This is a genomic window from Cytobacillus sp. SAFR-174 (assembly GCF_051964675.1).
Lineage (GTDB): Bacteria > Bacillota > Bacilli > Bacillales > Cytobacillaceae > Cytobacillus.
The window spans coordinates 242,924-258,892 of sequence record NZ_JBQCMZ010000002.1; the positions used below are offsets into that span (position 1 = coordinate 242,924).

General features: G+C 42.0%; 19 protein-coding genes and 2 riboswitches. Of the genes, 14 read left to right on the forward strand and 5 right to left on the reverse strand.

Features of this window, described 5'->3' with window-relative positions; all coding sequences use genetic code 11:
- Position 1 precedes the first annotated feature (1 nt).
- Positions 2–1,012, reverse strand: coding sequence for a biotin-dependent carboxyltransferase family protein (locus ACTHRG_RS03490; protein WP_440230584.1), 1,011 nt, complete (start codon positions 1,010–1,012; stop codon positions 2–4).
- Positions 1,009–1,719 (reverse strand): 5-oxoprolinase subunit PxpB, encoded by a 711-nt coding sequence (gene pxpB, locus ACTHRG_RS03495; protein ID WP_076262252.1) that lies wholly within the window; start codon positions 1,717–1,719, stop codon positions 1,009–1,011. Before pxpB ends, ACTHRG_RS03490 begins: the two co-directional genes overlap by 4 nt.
- A 337-nt stretch (positions 1,720–2,056) precedes the next feature.
- On the opposite strand from pxpB, the gene ACTHRG_RS03500 reads away from it, so the two are divergent.
- Positions 2,057–2,779 carry a CBS domain-containing protein gene (locus tag ACTHRG_RS03500; RefSeq protein WP_286149063.1) on the forward strand — a complete coding sequence of 241 codons (723 nt, stop codon included), beginning with the start codon at positions 2,057–2,059 and terminating at the stop codon, positions 2,777–2,779.
- A 50-nt stretch (positions 2,780–2,829) separates the two neighbouring features.
- Here ACTHRG_RS03500 and ACTHRG_RS03505 read toward each other — a convergent pair whose 3' ends face one another.
- On the reverse strand, positions 2,830–2,958 hold the full coding sequence (locus tag ACTHRG_RS03505; protein WP_286149064.1) for a hypothetical protein: 129 nt from the start codon (positions 2,956–2,958) through the stop codon (positions 2,830–2,832).
- Between the two features lie 152 nt (positions 2,959–3,110).
- A riboswitch (PreQ1 riboswitch) is annotated at positions 3,111–3,153 on the forward strand.
- 53 nt (positions 3,154–3,206) lie between these two features.
- Between ACTHRG_RS03505 and queC the strand changes: the two genes are divergently transcribed.
- From queC to ACTHRG_RS03550, 9 genes are all read left to right on the forward strand, one after another.
- Positions 3,207–3,866, forward strand: coding sequence for a 7-cyano-7-deazaguanine synthase QueC (gene queC, locus ACTHRG_RS03510; protein WP_076262254.1), 660 nt, complete (start codon positions 3,207–3,209; stop codon positions 3,864–3,866).
- A 3-nt stretch (positions 3,867–3,869) separates the two neighbouring features.
- Positions 3,870–4,346: a 6-carboxytetrahydropterin synthase QueD gene (gene queD, locus ACTHRG_RS03515; RefSeq protein ID WP_076262256.1), complete on the forward strand. Its 477-nt coding sequence runs from the start codon at positions 3,870–3,872 to the stop codon at positions 4,344–4,346.
- Positions 4,339–5,070, forward strand: coding sequence for a 7-carboxy-7-deazaguanine synthase QueE (queE, locus tag ACTHRG_RS03520; RefSeq protein ID WP_076262258.1), 732 nt, complete (start codon positions 4,339–4,341; stop codon positions 5,068–5,070). The genes queD and queE overlap by 8 nt, the downstream gene beginning before the upstream one ends.
- 144 nt (positions 5,071–5,214) lie before the next feature.
- Complete coding sequence (locus ACTHRG_RS03525; protein WP_076262260.1) at positions 5,215–6,321, forward strand: ABC transporter ATP-binding protein; 1,107 nt, start codon at positions 5,215–5,217, stop codon at positions 6,319–6,321.
- Positions 6,311–7,114, forward strand: coding sequence for an ABC transporter permease (locus ACTHRG_RS03530; protein ID WP_076262261.1), 804 nt, complete (start codon positions 6,311–6,313; stop codon positions 7,112–7,114). Before ACTHRG_RS03525 ends, ACTHRG_RS03530 begins: the two co-directional genes overlap by 11 nt.
- Positions 7,115–7,918: an ABC transporter permease gene (locus tag ACTHRG_RS03535; protein ID WP_076262262.1), complete on the forward strand. Its 804-nt coding sequence runs from the start codon at positions 7,115–7,117 to the stop codon at positions 7,916–7,918.
- Entirely contained in the window at positions 7,915–8,988 is a 1,074-nt protein-coding gene (locus tag ACTHRG_RS03540; protein WP_076262263.1) for an ABC transporter substrate-binding protein, read from the forward strand. Before ACTHRG_RS03535 ends, ACTHRG_RS03540 begins: the two co-directional genes overlap by 4 nt.
- An 89-nt stretch (positions 8,989–9,077) precedes the next feature.
- Positions 9,078–9,851 carry a divergent polysaccharide deacetylase family protein gene (locus ACTHRG_RS03545; RefSeq protein WP_076262264.1) on the forward strand — a complete coding sequence of 258 codons (774 nt, stop codon included), beginning with the start codon at positions 9,078–9,080 and terminating at the stop codon, positions 9,849–9,851.
- Positions 9,852–10,203: 352 nt separating this feature from the next.
- A complete protein-coding gene (locus ACTHRG_RS03550) occupies positions 10,204–10,356 on the forward strand; it encodes a lmo0937 family membrane protein (protein WP_113880971.1) in 153 nt (50 codons plus the stop codon).
- A gap of 113 nt (positions 10,357–10,469) precedes the next feature.
- Here ACTHRG_RS03550 and ACTHRG_RS03555 read toward each other — a convergent pair whose 3' ends face one another.
- Positions 10,470–12,200, reverse strand: coding sequence for an AAA family ATPase (locus ACTHRG_RS03555; protein ID WP_440230585.1), 1,731 nt, complete (start codon positions 12,198–12,200; stop codon positions 10,470–10,472).
- A gap of 280 nt (positions 12,201–12,480) precedes the next feature.
- Here ACTHRG_RS03555 and ACTHRG_RS03560 point away from each other — a divergent pair, with 280 nt between their 5' ends.
- Both ACTHRG_RS03560 and thiT read left to right on the forward strand, forming a co-directional pair.
- On the forward strand, positions 12,481–13,821 hold the full coding sequence (locus ACTHRG_RS03560; protein ID WP_076262268.1) for an MATE family efflux transporter: 1,341 nt from the start codon (positions 12,481–12,483) through the stop codon (positions 13,819–13,821).
- Positions 13,822–13,873: 52 nt separating this feature from the next.
- Positions 13,874–13,976: riboswitch (TPP riboswitch) on the forward strand.
- Between the two features lie 63 nt (positions 13,977–14,039).
- Positions 14,040–14,639 carry an energy-coupled thiamine transporter ThiT gene (gene thiT / locus ACTHRG_RS03565; protein WP_076262270.1) on the forward strand — a complete coding sequence of 200 codons (600 nt, stop codon included), beginning with the start codon at positions 14,040–14,042 and terminating at the stop codon, positions 14,637–14,639.
- A 148-nt stretch (positions 14,640–14,787) separates the two neighbouring features.
- Here the strand turns inward: thiT and ACTHRG_RS03570 are convergent, their stop codons facing one another.
- Positions 14,788–15,159, reverse strand: coding sequence for a VOC family protein (locus ACTHRG_RS03570; protein WP_076262272.1), 372 nt, complete (start codon positions 15,157–15,159; stop codon positions 14,788–14,790).
- A gap of 170 nt (positions 15,160–15,329) precedes the next feature.
- On the opposite strand from ACTHRG_RS03570, the gene ACTHRG_RS03575 reads away from it, so the two are divergent.
- Entirely contained in the window at positions 15,330–15,608 is a 279-nt protein-coding gene (locus tag ACTHRG_RS03575) for a hypothetical protein (protein ID WP_286149065.1), read from the forward strand.
- A 120-nt stretch (positions 15,609–15,728) separates the two neighbouring features.
- Positions 15,729–15,968, forward strand: coding sequence for a hypothetical protein (locus tag ACTHRG_RS03580; protein ID WP_076262276.1), 240 nt, complete (start codon positions 15,729–15,731; stop codon positions 15,966–15,968).
- Position 15,969 lies beyond the last annotated feature (1 nt).

Here is a 15,969-nt window from a genome sequence, read left to right on the forward strand (position 1 = left end):
GTTAATTTCCTCCTCTGGTTTTTAAAGATATCCCTTGTTTTAATTCCTTTAATTTCAGTTCTCTCTTTATAAGTAACTGTTGCGCCTCTTTATTTGATATTTCCACAAACCGTAAGGCATCCCCGGGTTTAGCTTGTGCCAGAAGGGGAAGATCGACAGCGGCAACCTGTCCAATTTTCGGATATCCGCCGGTTGTCTGCCTGTCAGCAAGCAGGACAATCGGATTTCCATCAGGCGGAACCTGAATGGAACCAAAATTGACGGCCTCAGATATTTGTTCAGCATGCTCTGACAGGGCAAGGGCAGGGCCCTTCAATCTATATCCCATCCTGTCAGATTGTGCTGTCACCTCAAATGCGTGATTAAAAAGCTGAATCCTGCTTTCATGGGTAAATAAATCAAATTGACGTCCCCTGGTGATTCTGATTTCCGGATTCCCCACAGTTTCCGGAATGAGTTTTGAAGCAATGCCCCAGTCGTTTTCAACAAAAACTTTATCAAGGAGCTGCTTTGATAAATAGTCCTTCATTTTCAAAGACTGGAGGGAAGGTTTGCCGGTTTCCACCACATCTCCAGCCTTTAATGCTCTGCCTTTAAAGCCGCCAATACCAGCGCGCAGGTAGGTGGATTTACTGTTCATTACTTCCGGAACGTCAAAACCACCGGAAACAGCCAGATAGGCCCGGCACCCTTTTTGGCATCCTCCGAATTTAAGTTCGCTGCCTTTTTTCACAAAAACAGACCGCCATGTCCGAATAGGCTGGCCATTGATCGAAGGGGAAAGATCACCGCTGCAAATTGAAATTAATGTGTCTTCTTCAAATGTCAGGGTTGGGCCCATCATCGTTATTTCCAATGCAGGATCATTCTCCTCATTTCCGGACAGCAGATTGGCCATCCTATGTGAAAAAGGATCCATTGCCCCGCTGGCTATGACGCCAAACTTCTGATAGCCGGTTCTTCCCAGATCCTGAATGCTTGAAAGGAGTCCAGGCTTTAACACTTTAATCATTGATCCGTCTCCTCCCAATGATGGTATTCTTCCAGACTGATTGGCCTGAATTTGATTTTATCGCCAGCTTTTAACAAGGTAGGGGATTCATCCATTGGGCGAAACAGCTTAACAGGAGTACGGCCGATCAGCTGCCAGCCTCCTGGCGTCTCAATTGGGTATATCCCGGTCTGCATCCCGGCAATTCCAACTGTACGCTCGGGAATTTTTAACCGTGGTGTATCCCGTCTTGGTGCGGCAATTTGTTCTGACATTCCGCCGATAAAAGGGAAGCCTGGCGCAAAGCCGATCATATAGACCAGATAGCTGCCAGAAGAGTGAATGTCTATTACTTCATCAGGGGTAAGTCCATTATGTTCGGCAACATAATCAAGATCAGGACCGAATTCTCCTCCATAGCAAACCGGAATTTCCACTATTCTTGCTTCCACTGCTTTATTTTCCCCCAGCTCTTCCATAAGCGGTTTTAGGAGAGAACATATGAAGTCAAATGGAAGTTCTCCATCTGAAAGCTGATAGATCTCGAATGGATTATAAAAAACAGTGACGGTTGTGTAAGCGGGTATGTATTCAATCATCCAATCTGGACGATGTTTCTCGAGAAAGGCTGTCAGTGTCTGCACTTTTTGATGTGCATCCTCACTGATTTCGTTCCCAAGTTCAATAAGAACGGCATTATCTCCTAAAGGATGTACAGTATACTCCATGATTTCACCAGCTTTCTCAATAATTGTAGGTAGCTGAAGGTTGTAAAATATTATTCAGTAATAATAAATATCCATTTTCGCCGAGACTAAATACACATATTATTCTTTCCTAAAACAAAGGAAATCTATGTTTATTAACGTTAGAACGAAAAAATTTATTAGTAAACTTATATATTTATGCAATGTCTTCAGCTAAACAATATAATATCATATAATAGATTGAAAATTCTATTTGTGCAAATTATTCTGCCGGAAGGCGAGCCAGAATCTTCATAGTTTATTTTGTCCTCTAATATGGGAATAAAGTAGGGACATTATGAATTAGGGAGAGATTATTGTGGGTACAGATATAAAAATGAACTTATCAGAAAGATTTGAGGCAGCCTTTAACCGAATTCACAAGGCTTTGAAACAATCTGCTAAACAAGCCAGAACTGACAGGTTTTATAAGCTGATTGAAATACAGAAAAACCATTCGCTGATTCGATTATATGAGGACGATTTATATCAGTTTGCCAAACTGAGAAATGCTATTGTTCATGAAAAAATTGATCTGGATTATTATATAGCAGAACCGCACCTGGAAACGGTGGAAAAAATTGAACTGATTGCCGGCCATTTTGAAAAGCCCAAAACCGCGATTTCGATTGCTGCCACACCGGTGTTTTATTTTTATGAAGATGGCAAGCTTTCAGATGTACTTGCCATTATCAATAAATTTTCACATTCCCAGTTTCCCATTTACTCCCGGGAAGAGGAATATTCCTGGCTATTAACCTCGGCGGATATTGTAAAATGGATGGCAGAGCATTTTACGGAAGAAACGATCCAGCTGAAAAAGGTGAAAATCAAAGAGCTTTACAACAAGAAATCCAAGCATCAAATAGCCTTTGCCGGTACGAATACCTCTATTTTCGATTTGGAGGATATGTTTGAGGAGAGCAGAAATAATAATGAAAAACTTGAAGGGATCATTGTAACCGAGAATGGAAAGCCCACTGAAAAACCAAAAGGCATCATTACTGCCTGGGATCTGCTGGAGGCTGATTCAGAAAATTGATACGCAAAAAAGGTGCAGGCAATAGCCGCACCTTTTTTTACCGGTTTCTTTTATTGGAGCAGTCCCATTCGTATCAGAGCAGACCTGTCCTGAATATTCATTCCTGCAGACCTTCTTGCAAATGTCCCTTTTTTTGCAATGCCAAAGGAATAGCGTGAAGTCGATGTAAACCTGATCATGGCTTCAATCCCTCCTTTTGAAATCGGCGATGTATTAATACTTTTCCACGATTTTGAATTATAAAACTTTTCGTTTGAATATAAGTAATATCTTCTAAAATTCCTGTAAAGATGATAATATAAACTGATAGTTCAATAGAAAATCCGTGTACACGGTAGAGGTTCTAGCTACCCTCTTTAAAAAACTAAGGAAAACAGGTCTGCTTTCTTAGTGGTCCTGTTTTTCTATGTTAAAGGAGAATATTTTTATGAAAAATGATAAAGCGCTCGTTGTATTCAGCGGCGGCCAGGATAGTACTACTTGCTTATTCTGGGCAAAGGAACGTTTTGCCGAGGTGGAAGCAGTCACTTTTAATTATAATCAGCGGCACAAACTTGAAATTGAATGTGCCAAGGAAATAGCAAAAGATCTGGGAATCAGGCATCATATCCTTGATATGTCCCTATTGAATCAGCTTGCGCCAAACGCACTGACCCGTGATGATATTGAAGTAAAGGATGGAGAGGAAGGCGGGCTTCCATCGACATTTGTGCCCGGAAGAAACCTTTTATTCATGTCCTTTGCCGGTGTACTGGCCAGTCAGATCAATGCCAGGCATATTATTACCGGTGTATGTGAAACAGATTTCAGCGGCTACCCTGATTGCCGGGACATTTTTATCAAATCACTGAATGTCACACTGAATCTGTCAATGGATGAACAGTTTGTGATCCATACGCCTTTAATGTGGCTCAATAAAGCTGAAACATGGAAGCTTGCAGATGAATTGGATGCCCTTGAGTATGTGCGTAATAATACGCTGACATGCTACAACGGCATTCCGGCAGATGGCTGCGGTGAGTGTCCTGCATGTCATTTAAGACAAAAAGGCCTTGAAGAATACCTCAGTGAAAAGGGGGAGCTTTAAGCTATGTACGGTTTCAGGATTGTTGAAAAACTCCAAAAAATTAATGAAGACATTAAGCCGGATCAGCTGAAATACCACCATAAGCGTGTAATGGTCAGCAAGGAATTCACTTTTGATTCAGCCCATCATTTGCATTGCTATGAAGGAAAATGCAAAAACCTGCATGGCCACACCTATAAGGTGATTTTTGGCATAAGCGGATTCGTGGATGACAGAGGGTTAATGATTGATTTCGGCGACATAAAAGAAATCTGGAAAAACGAGATTGAGATATTTCTTGACCATAAGTACCTGAACGAAACGCTGCCCCCAATGAATACGACAGCCGAGAATATGGTTGTCTGGATTTATGAAAAAATGCAAGAAAGCCTGCAAAACAGAATAGAGCAATATGACGGTGCAAGAGTTGAATTTGTGCGCCTTTTTGAAACTCCTACTAGCTATGCTGAAGCAAGAAGGGAGTGGATGGAAATTGAGTAAGATTCCTGTACTGGAAATCTTCGGGCCGACTATTCAGGGGGAAGGAATGGTGATCGGCCAAAAAACGATGTTCGTCCGTACAGCAGGATGTGATTATTCCTGCAGCTGGTGTGATTCCTCTTTTACCTGGGATGGAAGTGCGAAGGACAGCATCCGCCAAATGGAACCGGATGAAATCTGGAAGGAGCTTAAAGAACTCGGCGGGGACGGATTTTCTTTCGTAACCATTTCGGGCGGCAATCCGGCTCTTCTGAAAAATTTGGGTGAATTAATTTCTCTGCTTAAAGCTGAACGTATTAAGCTCTGCCTCGAAACACAGGGAAGCCGCTGGCAGGATTGGTTTTATGATATTGATGAACTGACCCTGTCCCCAAAGCCGCCGAGTTCAGGCATGAATACGGACTTTGAAGTGCTTGATCTGATCGTGAATAAACTGCAGGCAGGCAGAAGAGAAGATCAGCAGTTCTCCCTGAAGATCGTTGTTTTTGATGATGAGGATTATGAATATGCCAAAAACGTATATCAGCGCTATCCAGGGGTTCCGTTTTATCTGCAGGTGGGAAATGATGATACGGTAACAGCAGACGACCGGAATTTACTGCAGAGGCTGCTTGATAAATATGATTGGCTTATTGAAAAAACGATTCATGACAGTGAGCTGACAGATGTGAAAGTTCTTCCGCAGCTGCATACCTATGTATGGGGCAATAAGCGGGGAGTGTAGCATCTATAATCCCGCATTCAAGATGCGGGGTTATTTTTGTAGGCAAATTGCAATATATGACAGATTTCGGGCAATCTATGATATTATACGTTTGAACTTAACAAGGCATACGTGCTGTAAATTTCTATAGATAGGGAGAGTTAGATGACAGATAACACCATTATCCGTTTTAATTCGGTGACAAAAAGATATGATAATGATCCGCCAGTTTTAAAAAATGTCAGCTTTGAAATTGAACGCGGGAAGTTTTATACCCTGCTGGGTCCATCGGGCTGCGGGAAAACGACGATATTGCGGCTGATTGCCGGCTTTACTGAACCTTCTGATGGGGATATCTATTTTAATGGAAAAGTCATTAATCATGTTCCCGCCAACAAAAGGCAAGTAAACACGGTTTTTCAGGACTATGCCCTGTTTCCGCATCTGAATGTGTATGAAAACATAGCATTCGGCTTAAAAATCAAAAAAATGAAGAAAGCGGAGATTGAGAAAAAAGTAAAAGAAGCGCTGAAGTTTGTAAACCTTGAAGGCTATGAAAACCGGGAAATTAAAGAAATGTCAGGAGGGCAGCGCCAGCGTGTTGCCATCGCAAGGGCCATTGTCAATGAGCCTGAGGTCATTCTCCTGGATGAGCCCCTATCCGCTCTTGACCTGAAGCTGCGGACCGAAATGCAGTATGAACTTAGGGAGCTGCAGAGAAATCTTGGCATCACGTTTATTTTCGTCACACATGACCAGGAGGAAGCACTTGCCATGTCAGATGAAATCTTCGTGCTTAACAGCGGAAGCATTGAGCAGAGCGGTACTCCTACTGATATTTATGACGAGCCGATCAATCGCTTTGTAGCAGATTTTATTGGTGAATCCAATATAGTTGCCGGAACGATGATCAAGGATTATCAGGTACAGTTTGCCGGAAGGTTATTTGAGTGTGTTGACGGAGGCTTTGAGCCGAATGAAGAAGTTGAGATTGTAATCCGGCCTGAAGACCTGGCTATTACAGCCCCGGATGATGGGAAGCTGAAGGTTAAAGTTGACTCCCAGCTATTCAGGGGAGTACATTATGAGATCAGCTGCTATGACAGCGATGGCAATGAGTGGCTCGTCCATTCAACCAAAAAGGCGACCGTCGGGGATCAAATTGGCCTTCATTTCGACCCTGAAGCGATTCACGTCATGAGGCATGGGGAAACCGAAGAGGAATTTGATAAGCGTCTGGAAGCTTATGAAGAGGGAAGCCATGAGAACTAATTCCCGCAATTTTTATTTAATTCCTTATGTGCTTTGGATTGCCCTCTTTGTTGTGACGCCTTTGCTTCTTGTTCTGTATTATTCATTCTTTGATATTGAAGGGCATTTCACATTGGAGAATTATCGGAAATTCTTTACGCCTGTTTATTTAAAAATGACGCTAAGCTCCTTTTGGTATGCCTTTTTAATAACGTTATTTTCATTACTGATCGCATATCCGACGGCCTACCTGCTGACGAAAACGAAGCATAAGCAGCTGTGGCTCTTATTGATCATCCTGCCATCCTGGATTAATCTGCTTTTGAAAGCCTATGCTTTCCTTGGCATCTTCGGAACCTATGGCGCTGCGAATAACTTTCTGGAAGCGATGGGAATCGGCGGAAGACAAATCCTGTTTACGGATTTCAGCTTTATCTTTGTGTCGGTCTATATATTTCTTCCTTTTATGATATTGCCGATATTTAATTCTTTAGATGAATTGAATCCAACGCTTTTGGATGCTTCCAATGATTTGGGCGGTTCTTCCTGGGTAACATTCAAGCGTGTTATCTTTCCATTGACACTGGATGGCGTTAAAGCAGGATGCCAGATTGTCTTTATCCCTGCTCTATCATTATTCATGCTGACAAGACTGATTGCTGGAAACCGTGTCATTACTCTTGGAACCGCCATTGAGCAGCACTTTCTTGTAACACAGGATTGGGGAATGGGCTCTACCATTGCCGTCTTCCTGATTATTGCCATGGTACTCATTATGGTGCTGACAGGCAGAAGAAAGCGGGGGATCCTATAAATGAAAAAGAACAGGAAATGGCCGGCAGTTTATTTGGCTCTTATCTTTATCATCCTGTACGCCCCGATCTTTTACTTAATATTTTATTCCTTCAACAGTGGAGGAACCATGTATCAATTCGAAGGATTTACTTTGGATTGGTATCGGGAGCTGTTTGCGGATACCCGATTGCTCATCATTGTCCTGAACACGGTTATTATTGCTCTTTTATCTGCAGCGATATCGACCATCTTTGGAGTGGCTGGGGCACTTGCGATTGCTTATGCACGAAAGCGCAGAGTGAAAAACACGCTCCTGTCGTTGAATAATGTGCTGATTGTCAGTCCGGATGTCATTATTGGCGCGTCGTTTTTAATTCTTTTTACGATGATCGGACTTAAGCTTGGATTTGTATCTGTTTTACTGGCACACATCGCCTTCAGTGTTCCGATTGTCGTTCTGATGGTTTTGCCTAAGATTGAAGAAATGAGCACATCGATGATTTATGCTGCCATGGATCTTGGGGCCAGCAGGTTGGATGTGCTGACTAAGGTCATTCTCCCTTATATCACACCTGGAATTTTCGCAGGCTTTTTTATGGCCCTGACCTATTCTCTGGATGATTTTGCCGTCACTTTCTTTGTTACAGGCAATGGCTTTACCACTTTGTCAGTTGAGATTTATTCCCTGGCAAGAAGGGGAGTTTCACTAAATATCAATGCTTTATCCGCTTTGCTTTTCCTATTTACCATCATTCTGGTGACAGGCTATTACTTTATTACAAAGCGCAATGATAAGCCGAATGGAATGGGGGTAAGGCAATGAAGAAGCTTATTCAGGCGCTCGCCGCCGTATTAATCGTTTCATTCGCCTTGTTGTACATCGTTTCCGGGCTGAATTCCTCCCAGGGCTACACAAGCGGCAATACATTGACCATTTTTAACTGGGGCGATTATATTGATGCAGACCTGGTGGATAAGTTCGAACAGGAAACAGGCATTAAAGTCATCTATGAAACATTCGATTCCAATGAAGCGATGATGACGAAAATTGAACAGGGCGGAACAGCTTATGATATTGCAGTTCCATCAGAATATGCGATTGAAAAAATGAAGGAAGATGACCTGCTGCTGCCGGTTGATCATTCTAAAATTCCAAACCTGAAATATATTGATCCTCGTTTTATGGACCTGCCTTTTGATCCTGAAAATGAGTATTCAATTCCCTATTTCTGGGGCACAGTCGGTATTCTTTATAACACCGATATTTTAGGTGATAAAAAAATCACGAGCTGGAATGATCTATGGGACCCTGAATTAAAGAACCAGATCCTCCTGATTGATGGAGCAAGGGAAGTAATGGGCATGGGGCTCAACAGTCTTCATTATTCTCTTAATGACAAAGATAAAGGCCATTTGATGGAAGCTAAAGAAAAACTCGATCGTCTTACACCTAACATTAAGGCCATTGTGGGTGATGAAATCAGAATGCTGATGGAAAATGATGAAGCCGGCATTGGCGTGGTCTGGTCCGGCACGGCACAGGAGCTTATGTGGGAGAAGGATAATCTTGAATATGTAGTTCCGGAAGAAGGCTCCAATCTCTGGTTTGATAATATGGTCATCCCTAAGACTGCTAAAAACCCGGAAGCGGCCCACCAGTTTATGAATTTCATCCTTGACCCGGAAAATGCGGCGCAAAATACAGAATACGTCGGGTATTCAACGCCAAATAAAGAGGCGCTGAAATATATGGACAAAGAAACAATCTCTGACGAACGTTTTTATCCGGATGAAGAAATGACAGCGCGGCTGGAGGTTTACGAGAACCTGGGAAAAAGGATGCTTGCTTATTATAATGAGCTTTTCCTTGAGTTTAAAATGCATAAGAAATAGGGTACTGCCAGGATTTAAGATCCTGGCAGTTTTTGTATTGGAACGGATTTAGGGAATCAGGGAATGCTAGCGCAAAGGAGGATGGAAAAATGAAGAGATTCTTCAGCATATTTGTATTGATTTTTTCATTCGGAAGTATAGGAACTCCCATAAGTGCTGCTTCTCCAAAACCTGAATTGGCCATTGTCACTGACGATCTTGGGAACAATATGAAGGGAACAAAAGAAATGATGGAACTGCCGGTGACCTTGACGGCTGCCATCATGCCCTTCATGCCAACGACAAAAGAAGATGCAGAACTGGCAAATAAAAACGGGCATGAAGTAATCGTTCATATGCCGATGGAGCCGAAAAGAGGAAAAAGGAGCTGGCTTGGGCCGGGGGCCATCACAACAGATTTAACAGATGAAGAAATCCGCAGCAGAGTAGAGAGCGCCATTAAAGAAGTGCCCCATGCGGTCGGCATGAATCATCATATGGGTTCAAGAGCCACTGAAAATGAACGGGTCATGAGAGTTGTCCTTGAAGTATGTAAAGAACACGGATTATTTTATCTTGACAGCAAAACAACCGGAAAAAGCGTCGTCGGCAAGCTGGCAAATGAAATAGGTGTTCCTTATGTCGAAAACAATATTTTCTTCGATGATATTTATACGACAGCACATATCACCAAACAGGCTGACAGACTTGCTGAAAAACTCGTGCAAAACGAACGCATCATCGCAATCGGCCATGTCGGCATAACAGGTACAAAGATGGTTAGTGTGCTAAAAGAGTATATACCTGTATATAAAGAGAAAGCCCAAATTGTTCCGCTGTCAGAACTGATTCCAGGCTACGAACTGATTGATGACGGACCTTAAAAATAAAAGCTGCAACCCCTGAGCGGTTTGCAGCTTTAATGGTGTGTGCGAAAGTGGTCTAGTGGTGGTATAGGTACTTGTCACCTATACAGGTGGCCGCCCACATTCCGGTCTGGTTAGTCCCGCAACGATAGCGTTAGAAGAGGTGGGCGGCCGTGAATATAGTATATGCAAAGACGGAGAAAGGATGCAGATACTGCTGATGAAAAATACGGGTATTTGAAAAACTTTCAGGATTAAAATAACTATCCATTGTAAAACATAACAATGTCAGTATTTCAGCAGTTAAGGAATTTTCTTGCCTATAAAGGGGTATGTAAGGAATAAATCAAAAGCGAAGGGGGTGACCTGTATGCTTTGGACTTTAGCAGGTATTCTGCTTGTATTATGGATTCTTGGATTAATATTTAAAGTAGCTGGAGGCATTATTCATATTCTGCTGGTAATCGCAGCAATCATCATTGTGGTTAACTTTATCAGAGGCAGAGCATCCGGCAGGGGATAGCAGGTAAAGCCTTCTATATTAGAAGGCTTTTCAAATACACTTTACATAATATTATTATAATAGACAAAGTTAAAAAAGAAAAACCAGCCCCAAGGCAGGAGCCGGTTCCGTTATCATGCTATAACCATTTCTGCCTTCAATTCTCCAGCAATCTCCTGGACTTCACTGCCTTCCAATGTTTCTTTCTCCAGAAGGGCTTCTACCAGTTTCTCAAATTGAGGCTGATGATTAGCGATAATCAATTCGCATCTTTCTAATGCTTTTTGGAATAGATCCTGCATTTTAGCTTCTTTTTGTCCTTTGTTGAAAGTAAGCTCGAAGCCGTTATCAAGTAACCCTGTATCAACCATTTGCTCAATGATATGCTTCGCTTGTTTAACATCACCGCTTACCCCAATGCTGTGCTCGCCAAGAATCATTCGTTCTGATACACCGCCAGCGAGTATCATCGCGACCTGGTCCAGCAATTCACTTGTTGTCGATAAATGAAGTTCTTTCTGGATAGGAGCTACATACCCAAGCGCTTCGCCACGCGGAATAATGGTTGCTTTCCGGACGGATCCAGGTTTTGTTAAAGCAGCCACTAATGCATGGCCAGCTTCATGGATTGCAACCCGCTGCTTCGTTCCGGCATCCTGTAAAGCCCGGGTGGTGGTTCCTAGAATAGTACGGTCCAGAGCGTAATCCAAATCTTCTTTTGAGATAATTTCCTGGCCGTTTCGGACTGCTCTGCGGCTTGCCGTTTCGAAGAGAGAATGAAGATCTGCACCTGAAAAACCAGAGGTGCTTTCTGCCAGATCGCCCAGAGTTGTCATTACATCTTCAGCCAGTAACCTGTTTCGTGTATGAATGTTAATAATCTCTCTCCGTCCCTTTGTATCTGGAAGTGGAACGTTGAAGGAGAAGTCAATCCGTCCAGGACGCAGGAATGCTTCGTCGAGCATATCCTTCCGGTTTGTGGCGGCAATAAATAATATTCCATCATTGGAATGTCCGCCGTCCAGCTGGACCAGCAGTTCAGTTAACGTTTTTTCACTTTCTTCTCCGCCATGTTGCTTTCTCCGTCCTGCAAGTGCATCTACCTCGTCAATAAAGACGACAGCAGGAGAATGCTTTCTGGCATTCTGGAAAAGGTTTCTGACACGGGATGCACCAACACCTACGAATAATTCATTAAACCCGGAACCGCTTGTTGAAAAGAAAGTGGCACCAAGCTCCTTGGCAATTGCCTGAGCCAGCAGGGTTTTTCCCGTTCCGGGAGGTCCGTATAAAAGAATTCCCTTCGGCGGCTTGATCCCCATTTTTAAAGATTTCTCAGGTTCTTTTAAGATGGAAAGAGTCTGCATGATTTCCTCTTTCATTTCTTCCTGAATTCCGCCAACATCTTCAAGTGAAACGGAAGGAAGGGCCTTAGGCTTCGAGACACTTTGCTTCATTGTATTTGTAGCGCCCATTCCGCCTTTACCTGATTTAAACAGGTAAATTCCAATGGCTATAAACAAGAGGACTACACCGCCCAGAATCCAGGGGGTATATGGTCCTGTGGTTGCGAAAGTATATTGTATATTATAGGTTTCTACTAATTTATCAACCATCTCACTGTTGGGAGGCACATGAGAAATGTACTCGCCATCAGGAGCTGTAATGAGCAGTTTTCCATTTTTATATTCCTGTACTGCAACAGTCTTTCCATCCTGGGAGGCAATAATTTTTTCCACAGAAGAAAACGGAACTGTCACATCCTTTTTTCCTGCTTGTACGGTCCAAATAACCGCTGCCAAAATCACCGTGACCACCAATGCAATAGAAATAATCGTCGAAGGCTTCTTAAGACGTGATTTCAACTATTTCCCTCCTCATTGAACATATCTACATTATAAGAAATTAAAATTGTTAAATACAGGGTTTTACACTTTTTAAACGTTGTAAATTATGGAAAAATAATTTTGCTTTTTACAAAGTGTGCTACAACAGCGTTCAGACGCCAGTAATATGTGAAAAAAATGTGACAGCGGTTAAGAAAAAAATTTTAGAAACTTAAAAACACACAAAACCATAAAAATGGAAACTGAAAGTGAAATAGTTAATAATAGAAACTGTGAAAAAAATTAGGAAGGTGTATAGATGGCTCAGCAGGATTTTACAAAAGGAAACATATTCAAACAGCTGCTGGTGTTCTCCACTCCCATTATGCTCACAAATTTCCTGCAGATATCCTATCAATTTACAGATAGTCTGTGGGTCGGGAATCTGCTGGGGGCTGATGCATTGGGAGCTGCCGCAGTTTCAGGCACTGTAATTTTTACAGTACTTTCTTTTATCATCGGCATAAACAATGCGGCATTAACGATTTTATCCCAGCAGAAGGGAGGAGATCACGAAGAGGGGCTGAAACGATATCTAAATGCCTTTACCGTCATTCAGGCAATTTTGTCAGTTGTTCTCGGAACAGCCGGATTCCTGCTTGCTGAAAGGATTTTGGCCTTAATGGGCACACCTGCGGGAATGGCCGAAGGTGCAGCATCCTATTTGCAGATTAACTTTATTGGAATTCTGTTTTTATTTGGCTACAATTTTATAGGAACTATACTCAGGGCGCTCGGAGACAGCAAAAATCCTTTATACTTTGTCCTGATAGCAGTTGTATTAAATGCAATCCTGGATCCTCTTTTTATTTCTGTATTCCAGCTTGGTATTGAAGGAGCCGCTTATGCAACAGTCGTATCACAGGGCTTTGCATTTATAATCGGAATGGTATTCATACTCCGCAAAAAGCTGGCACCATTTACTATTCCTTCTTGGCCGCATAAAGAGGAGGCAGCATTGATATTCAAGCTTGGCATCCCTTCAGGGCTCCAAATGACTGTCATATCAGCTGGTGTTATGGCCATTATGTCTGTCGTCACCTCTTTTGGCAGTGACGTGGTAGCGGGATTTGGTGCCGCACAGCGCATTGACAGCATCATTATGCTTCCTGCGATGGCATTGGGAACTGCAGTCAACAGTATGGCGGGTCAAAATATAGGGGGACATCAATGGGAACGGGTGCATCAGATTGCGTTGTACGGAGTCATTTACAATCTTGGAATCATGTTTCTCATCGCCTTTGGGACGGTCTTATTTGCAGAACACGGGGTGCGCCTGTTTATCCAGGATAAAGAATCAGTTCACTACGGCACTGAATATTTAAAGATCATTGCCTTTTTTTATCCGCTTCTCGGCATTAATTTTGTATTAAATGGTGTGGTTAGAGCTTCTGGTGCGATGTTTCAAGTGCTGATACTGAATATCGTTTCATTCTGGATCCTGCGCTATCCTTTAACATTTCTATTTTCAAAGTTTATGGGTGATAAAGGCATAGCTGCAGGTATGGGTGTCAGCTTTGCAATAAGCAGTTTCATCGCCTATATGTATTACCGCACCGGAAAGTGGGATAATCAGGTTATCATAAGCGAGGGAAAATAAATCCTTTTCACCATCATGAATTTCATATATACTAAAAGCGGATAATTTAATAACGTGCCACAAGGGGAGCATATCGCTGAGAGTGAACAGTCCGCTGTTCTGACCCTTTGAACCTGTTAGTTAATGCTAGCGCAGGAATGTGGAATGATAGGCAGGTAGTTTTCTGCCTGCTTGTTCTCCCTTGGGGTATCGTCATACGATTGAAGGGGGATTTTTTTATGAAAAAATTAAGCCTGACGGCGATGATAGAGGCCTCATTTTTTGCTGCCTTTGCTATCATTCTTGATTTTCTGCCATCCATCAAGCTGTCGCCATCCATTTCCATATCTGCCGCGATGATTCCGATTTTCATTCTGGCTTTCAGGCGGGGCTTTAAGGTCAGCTTCATTGCAGGCCTCTTATGGGGAATCTTGCAGATTGCCATGGGGGATGCCTGGATTGCCACTCCGCTTCAGGCATTTATTGAGTATTTTGTGGCATTTGCCTGTATCGGTATTGCCGGTTTGTTTTATCGGGTCATCCAAAATCAGCTGCAGGCAGGTAACAAGAAGAAGGCATTGGCCTGGGTTGTCTTAGCCGTATTCGCTGGAAGCCTGGCTAGATATTTCTGGCATTTCATTGCAGGTGTGATCTTCTTCGGAAGCTATGCGCCGGAAGGGATGTCACCGATTCTCTTTTCCTTCCTGGCAAACGGAGCAACCATGCTCGGAGCGGCAATTCTCTGCTCAGTCCTGGCCGTATTAATTATTTCATCGGCACCGAGATTAATCATAAAGAAATCGGATGAAAGACTTCAAACTCAAAAGACTGCTTCCTAATAATATCCGCCTCTCTGAAATATTTCAGAGAGGTTTTTTATATATCGGCTTTGATTGATAAAAAGTTGTTTTCAGGAAGGATTATGGGAACGTCTGGTTAGGGCGTTCCCGTTCCAATACCGTTCAAAATGAACTATTTATTATAATCTCACCAGTGTACTTGAAGTTTATTGCCATTTGGGTCATAAAAATGGAAAAAGGCATGACCATTATCTTCTTTTATATCCTCGACCTTAACTTGATTATCAATTAAGTGCTGATGAAATTTAGATAATTCTGGACTTGTAAACCCAATGCTAAATTCTTGTTCATTATCAATTGTAAAATGAGCAAAAGTTTCATCTTCGGTAGGAACTAAGATCAGTAAGAAAGGTCCTTCATTTACTTTTAAAATTGCAAGTTTTCCAGTATTGTTTAGTAACTGGAGCCCTAATACATCTCTATACCATTGGGCAGACAGTTCTAAATCTTTTACAGGAATTCTAATATAATGTACTTGTTCAATAAATGATTTACTCATAGAATTCTCCCCTTTATTTAATTCGATATATCATATATTTCCTTTCTATACAGTTTTTCCCTTCCCTATTTTTGATTTAAATGCCTTTACCGGATAATAATCTTTCTAAACAAATCCAATATATTAGGCAATTACTTCTGAAAAATGGGTATATTACTTAAAAAAGGGGAGTGAAGACTTTGGCCAATACATTGCAGGGAAACATTATCACAGGTGTTTTTCATGCGGAAGCCAGTGCCTTTGAAATCCAGAAAGTAAAAAGCTTCAGTACCCAGTCAGTCCTCAACAAAAACCAATGTGAAACTCTGTATAACTATCTATCCCTTCATGAAGAAGATGAGGGAGGACAAATTATTACACTCTACGATCAAATGCCGCTCATGCTGACCCGGCAGGAAATATGCAGTCTGAAGAAAGATTTGGAGAACATTAAAAAGCTATATCAGTAGAAAATCGCTTTGCAGCTTGCAGAGCTTTTTTTTTACGAAAATAATTTTGACAAATTTGTGACAAAAAGTTTGACAAATTTGTGAACATAGTTAGAATATTAAATAAAAGGAGATGGGGAAATGACACTTCAACAGCAGCGTGTACTGCATTTTTTCAGGAATAGTACAGCAGCAGGTATTATAGTAGGTTTCATTGTTTTTATATCAGGCTTTTTTGTAAGCGGAATCACAGGCGAATATGTATTATCCATCGGCTTAAGCATTATGGTTTCTTCCATGCTATTGTTCGGATTCGGATTTTTTATCAACGTAATGGAAGAAATGACAAAGGGAAGCAAGGGAATCAGACAATACAAATAAA

Bases quoted from the DNA above. Each gene is read 5' to 3' on its own strand.
- ACTHRG_RS03490 (WP_440230584.1), bottom strand. From the start codon at position 1,012: ATGATTAAAGTGTTAAAGCCTGGACTCCTTTCAAGCATTCAGGATCTG.
- pxpB (WP_076262252.1), bottom strand. From the start codon at position 1,719: ATGGAGTATACTGTACATCCTTTAGGAGATAATGCCGTTCTTATTGAA.
- ACTHRG_RS03505 (WP_286149064.1), bottom strand. From the start codon at position 2,958: ATGATCAGGTTTACATCGACTTCACGCTATTCCTTTGGCATTGCAAAA.
- queC (WP_076262254.1), top strand. From the start codon at position 3,207: ATGAAAAATGATAAAGCGCTCGTTGTATTCAGCGGCGGCCAGGATAGT.
- queD (WP_076262256.1), top strand. From the start codon at position 3,870: ATGTACGGTTTCAGGATTGTTGAAAAACTCCAAAAAATTAATGAAGAC.
- ACTHRG_RS03525 (WP_076262260.1), top strand. From the start codon at position 5,215: ATGACAGATAACACCATTATCCGTTTTAATTCGGTGACAAAAAGATAT.
- ACTHRG_RS03530 (WP_076262261.1), top strand. From the start codon at position 6,311: ATGAGAACTAATTCCCGCAATTTTTATTTAATTCCTTATGTGCTTTGG.
- ACTHRG_RS03535 (WP_076262262.1), top strand. From the start codon at position 7,115: ATGAAAAAGAACAGGAAATGGCCGGCAGTTTATTTGGCTCTTATCTTT.
- ACTHRG_RS03540 (WP_076262263.1), top strand. From the start codon at position 7,915: ATGAAGAAGCTTATTCAGGCGCTCGCCGCCGTATTAATCGTTTCATTC.
- ACTHRG_RS03545 (WP_076262264.1), top strand. From the start codon at position 9,078: ATGAAGAGATTCTTCAGCATATTTGTATTGATTTTTTCATTCGGAAGT.
- ACTHRG_RS03550 (WP_113880971.1), top strand. From the start codon at position 10,204: ATGCTTTGGACTTTAGCAGGTATTCTGCTTGTATTATGGATTCTTGGA.
- ACTHRG_RS03560 (WP_076262268.1), top strand. From the start codon at position 12,481: ATGGCTCAGCAGGATTTTACAAAAGGAAACATATTCAAACAGCTGCTG.
- thiT (WP_076262270.1), top strand. From the start codon at position 14,040: ATGAAAAAATTAAGCCTGACGGCGATGATAGAGGCCTCATTTTTTGCT.
- ACTHRG_RS03570 (WP_076262272.1), bottom strand. From the start codon at position 15,159: ATGAGTAAATCATTTATTGAACAAGTACATTATATTAGAATTCCTGTA.
- ACTHRG_RS03580 (WP_076262276.1), top strand. From the start codon at position 15,729: ATGACACTTCAACAGCAGCGTGTACTGCATTTTTTCAGGAATAGTACA.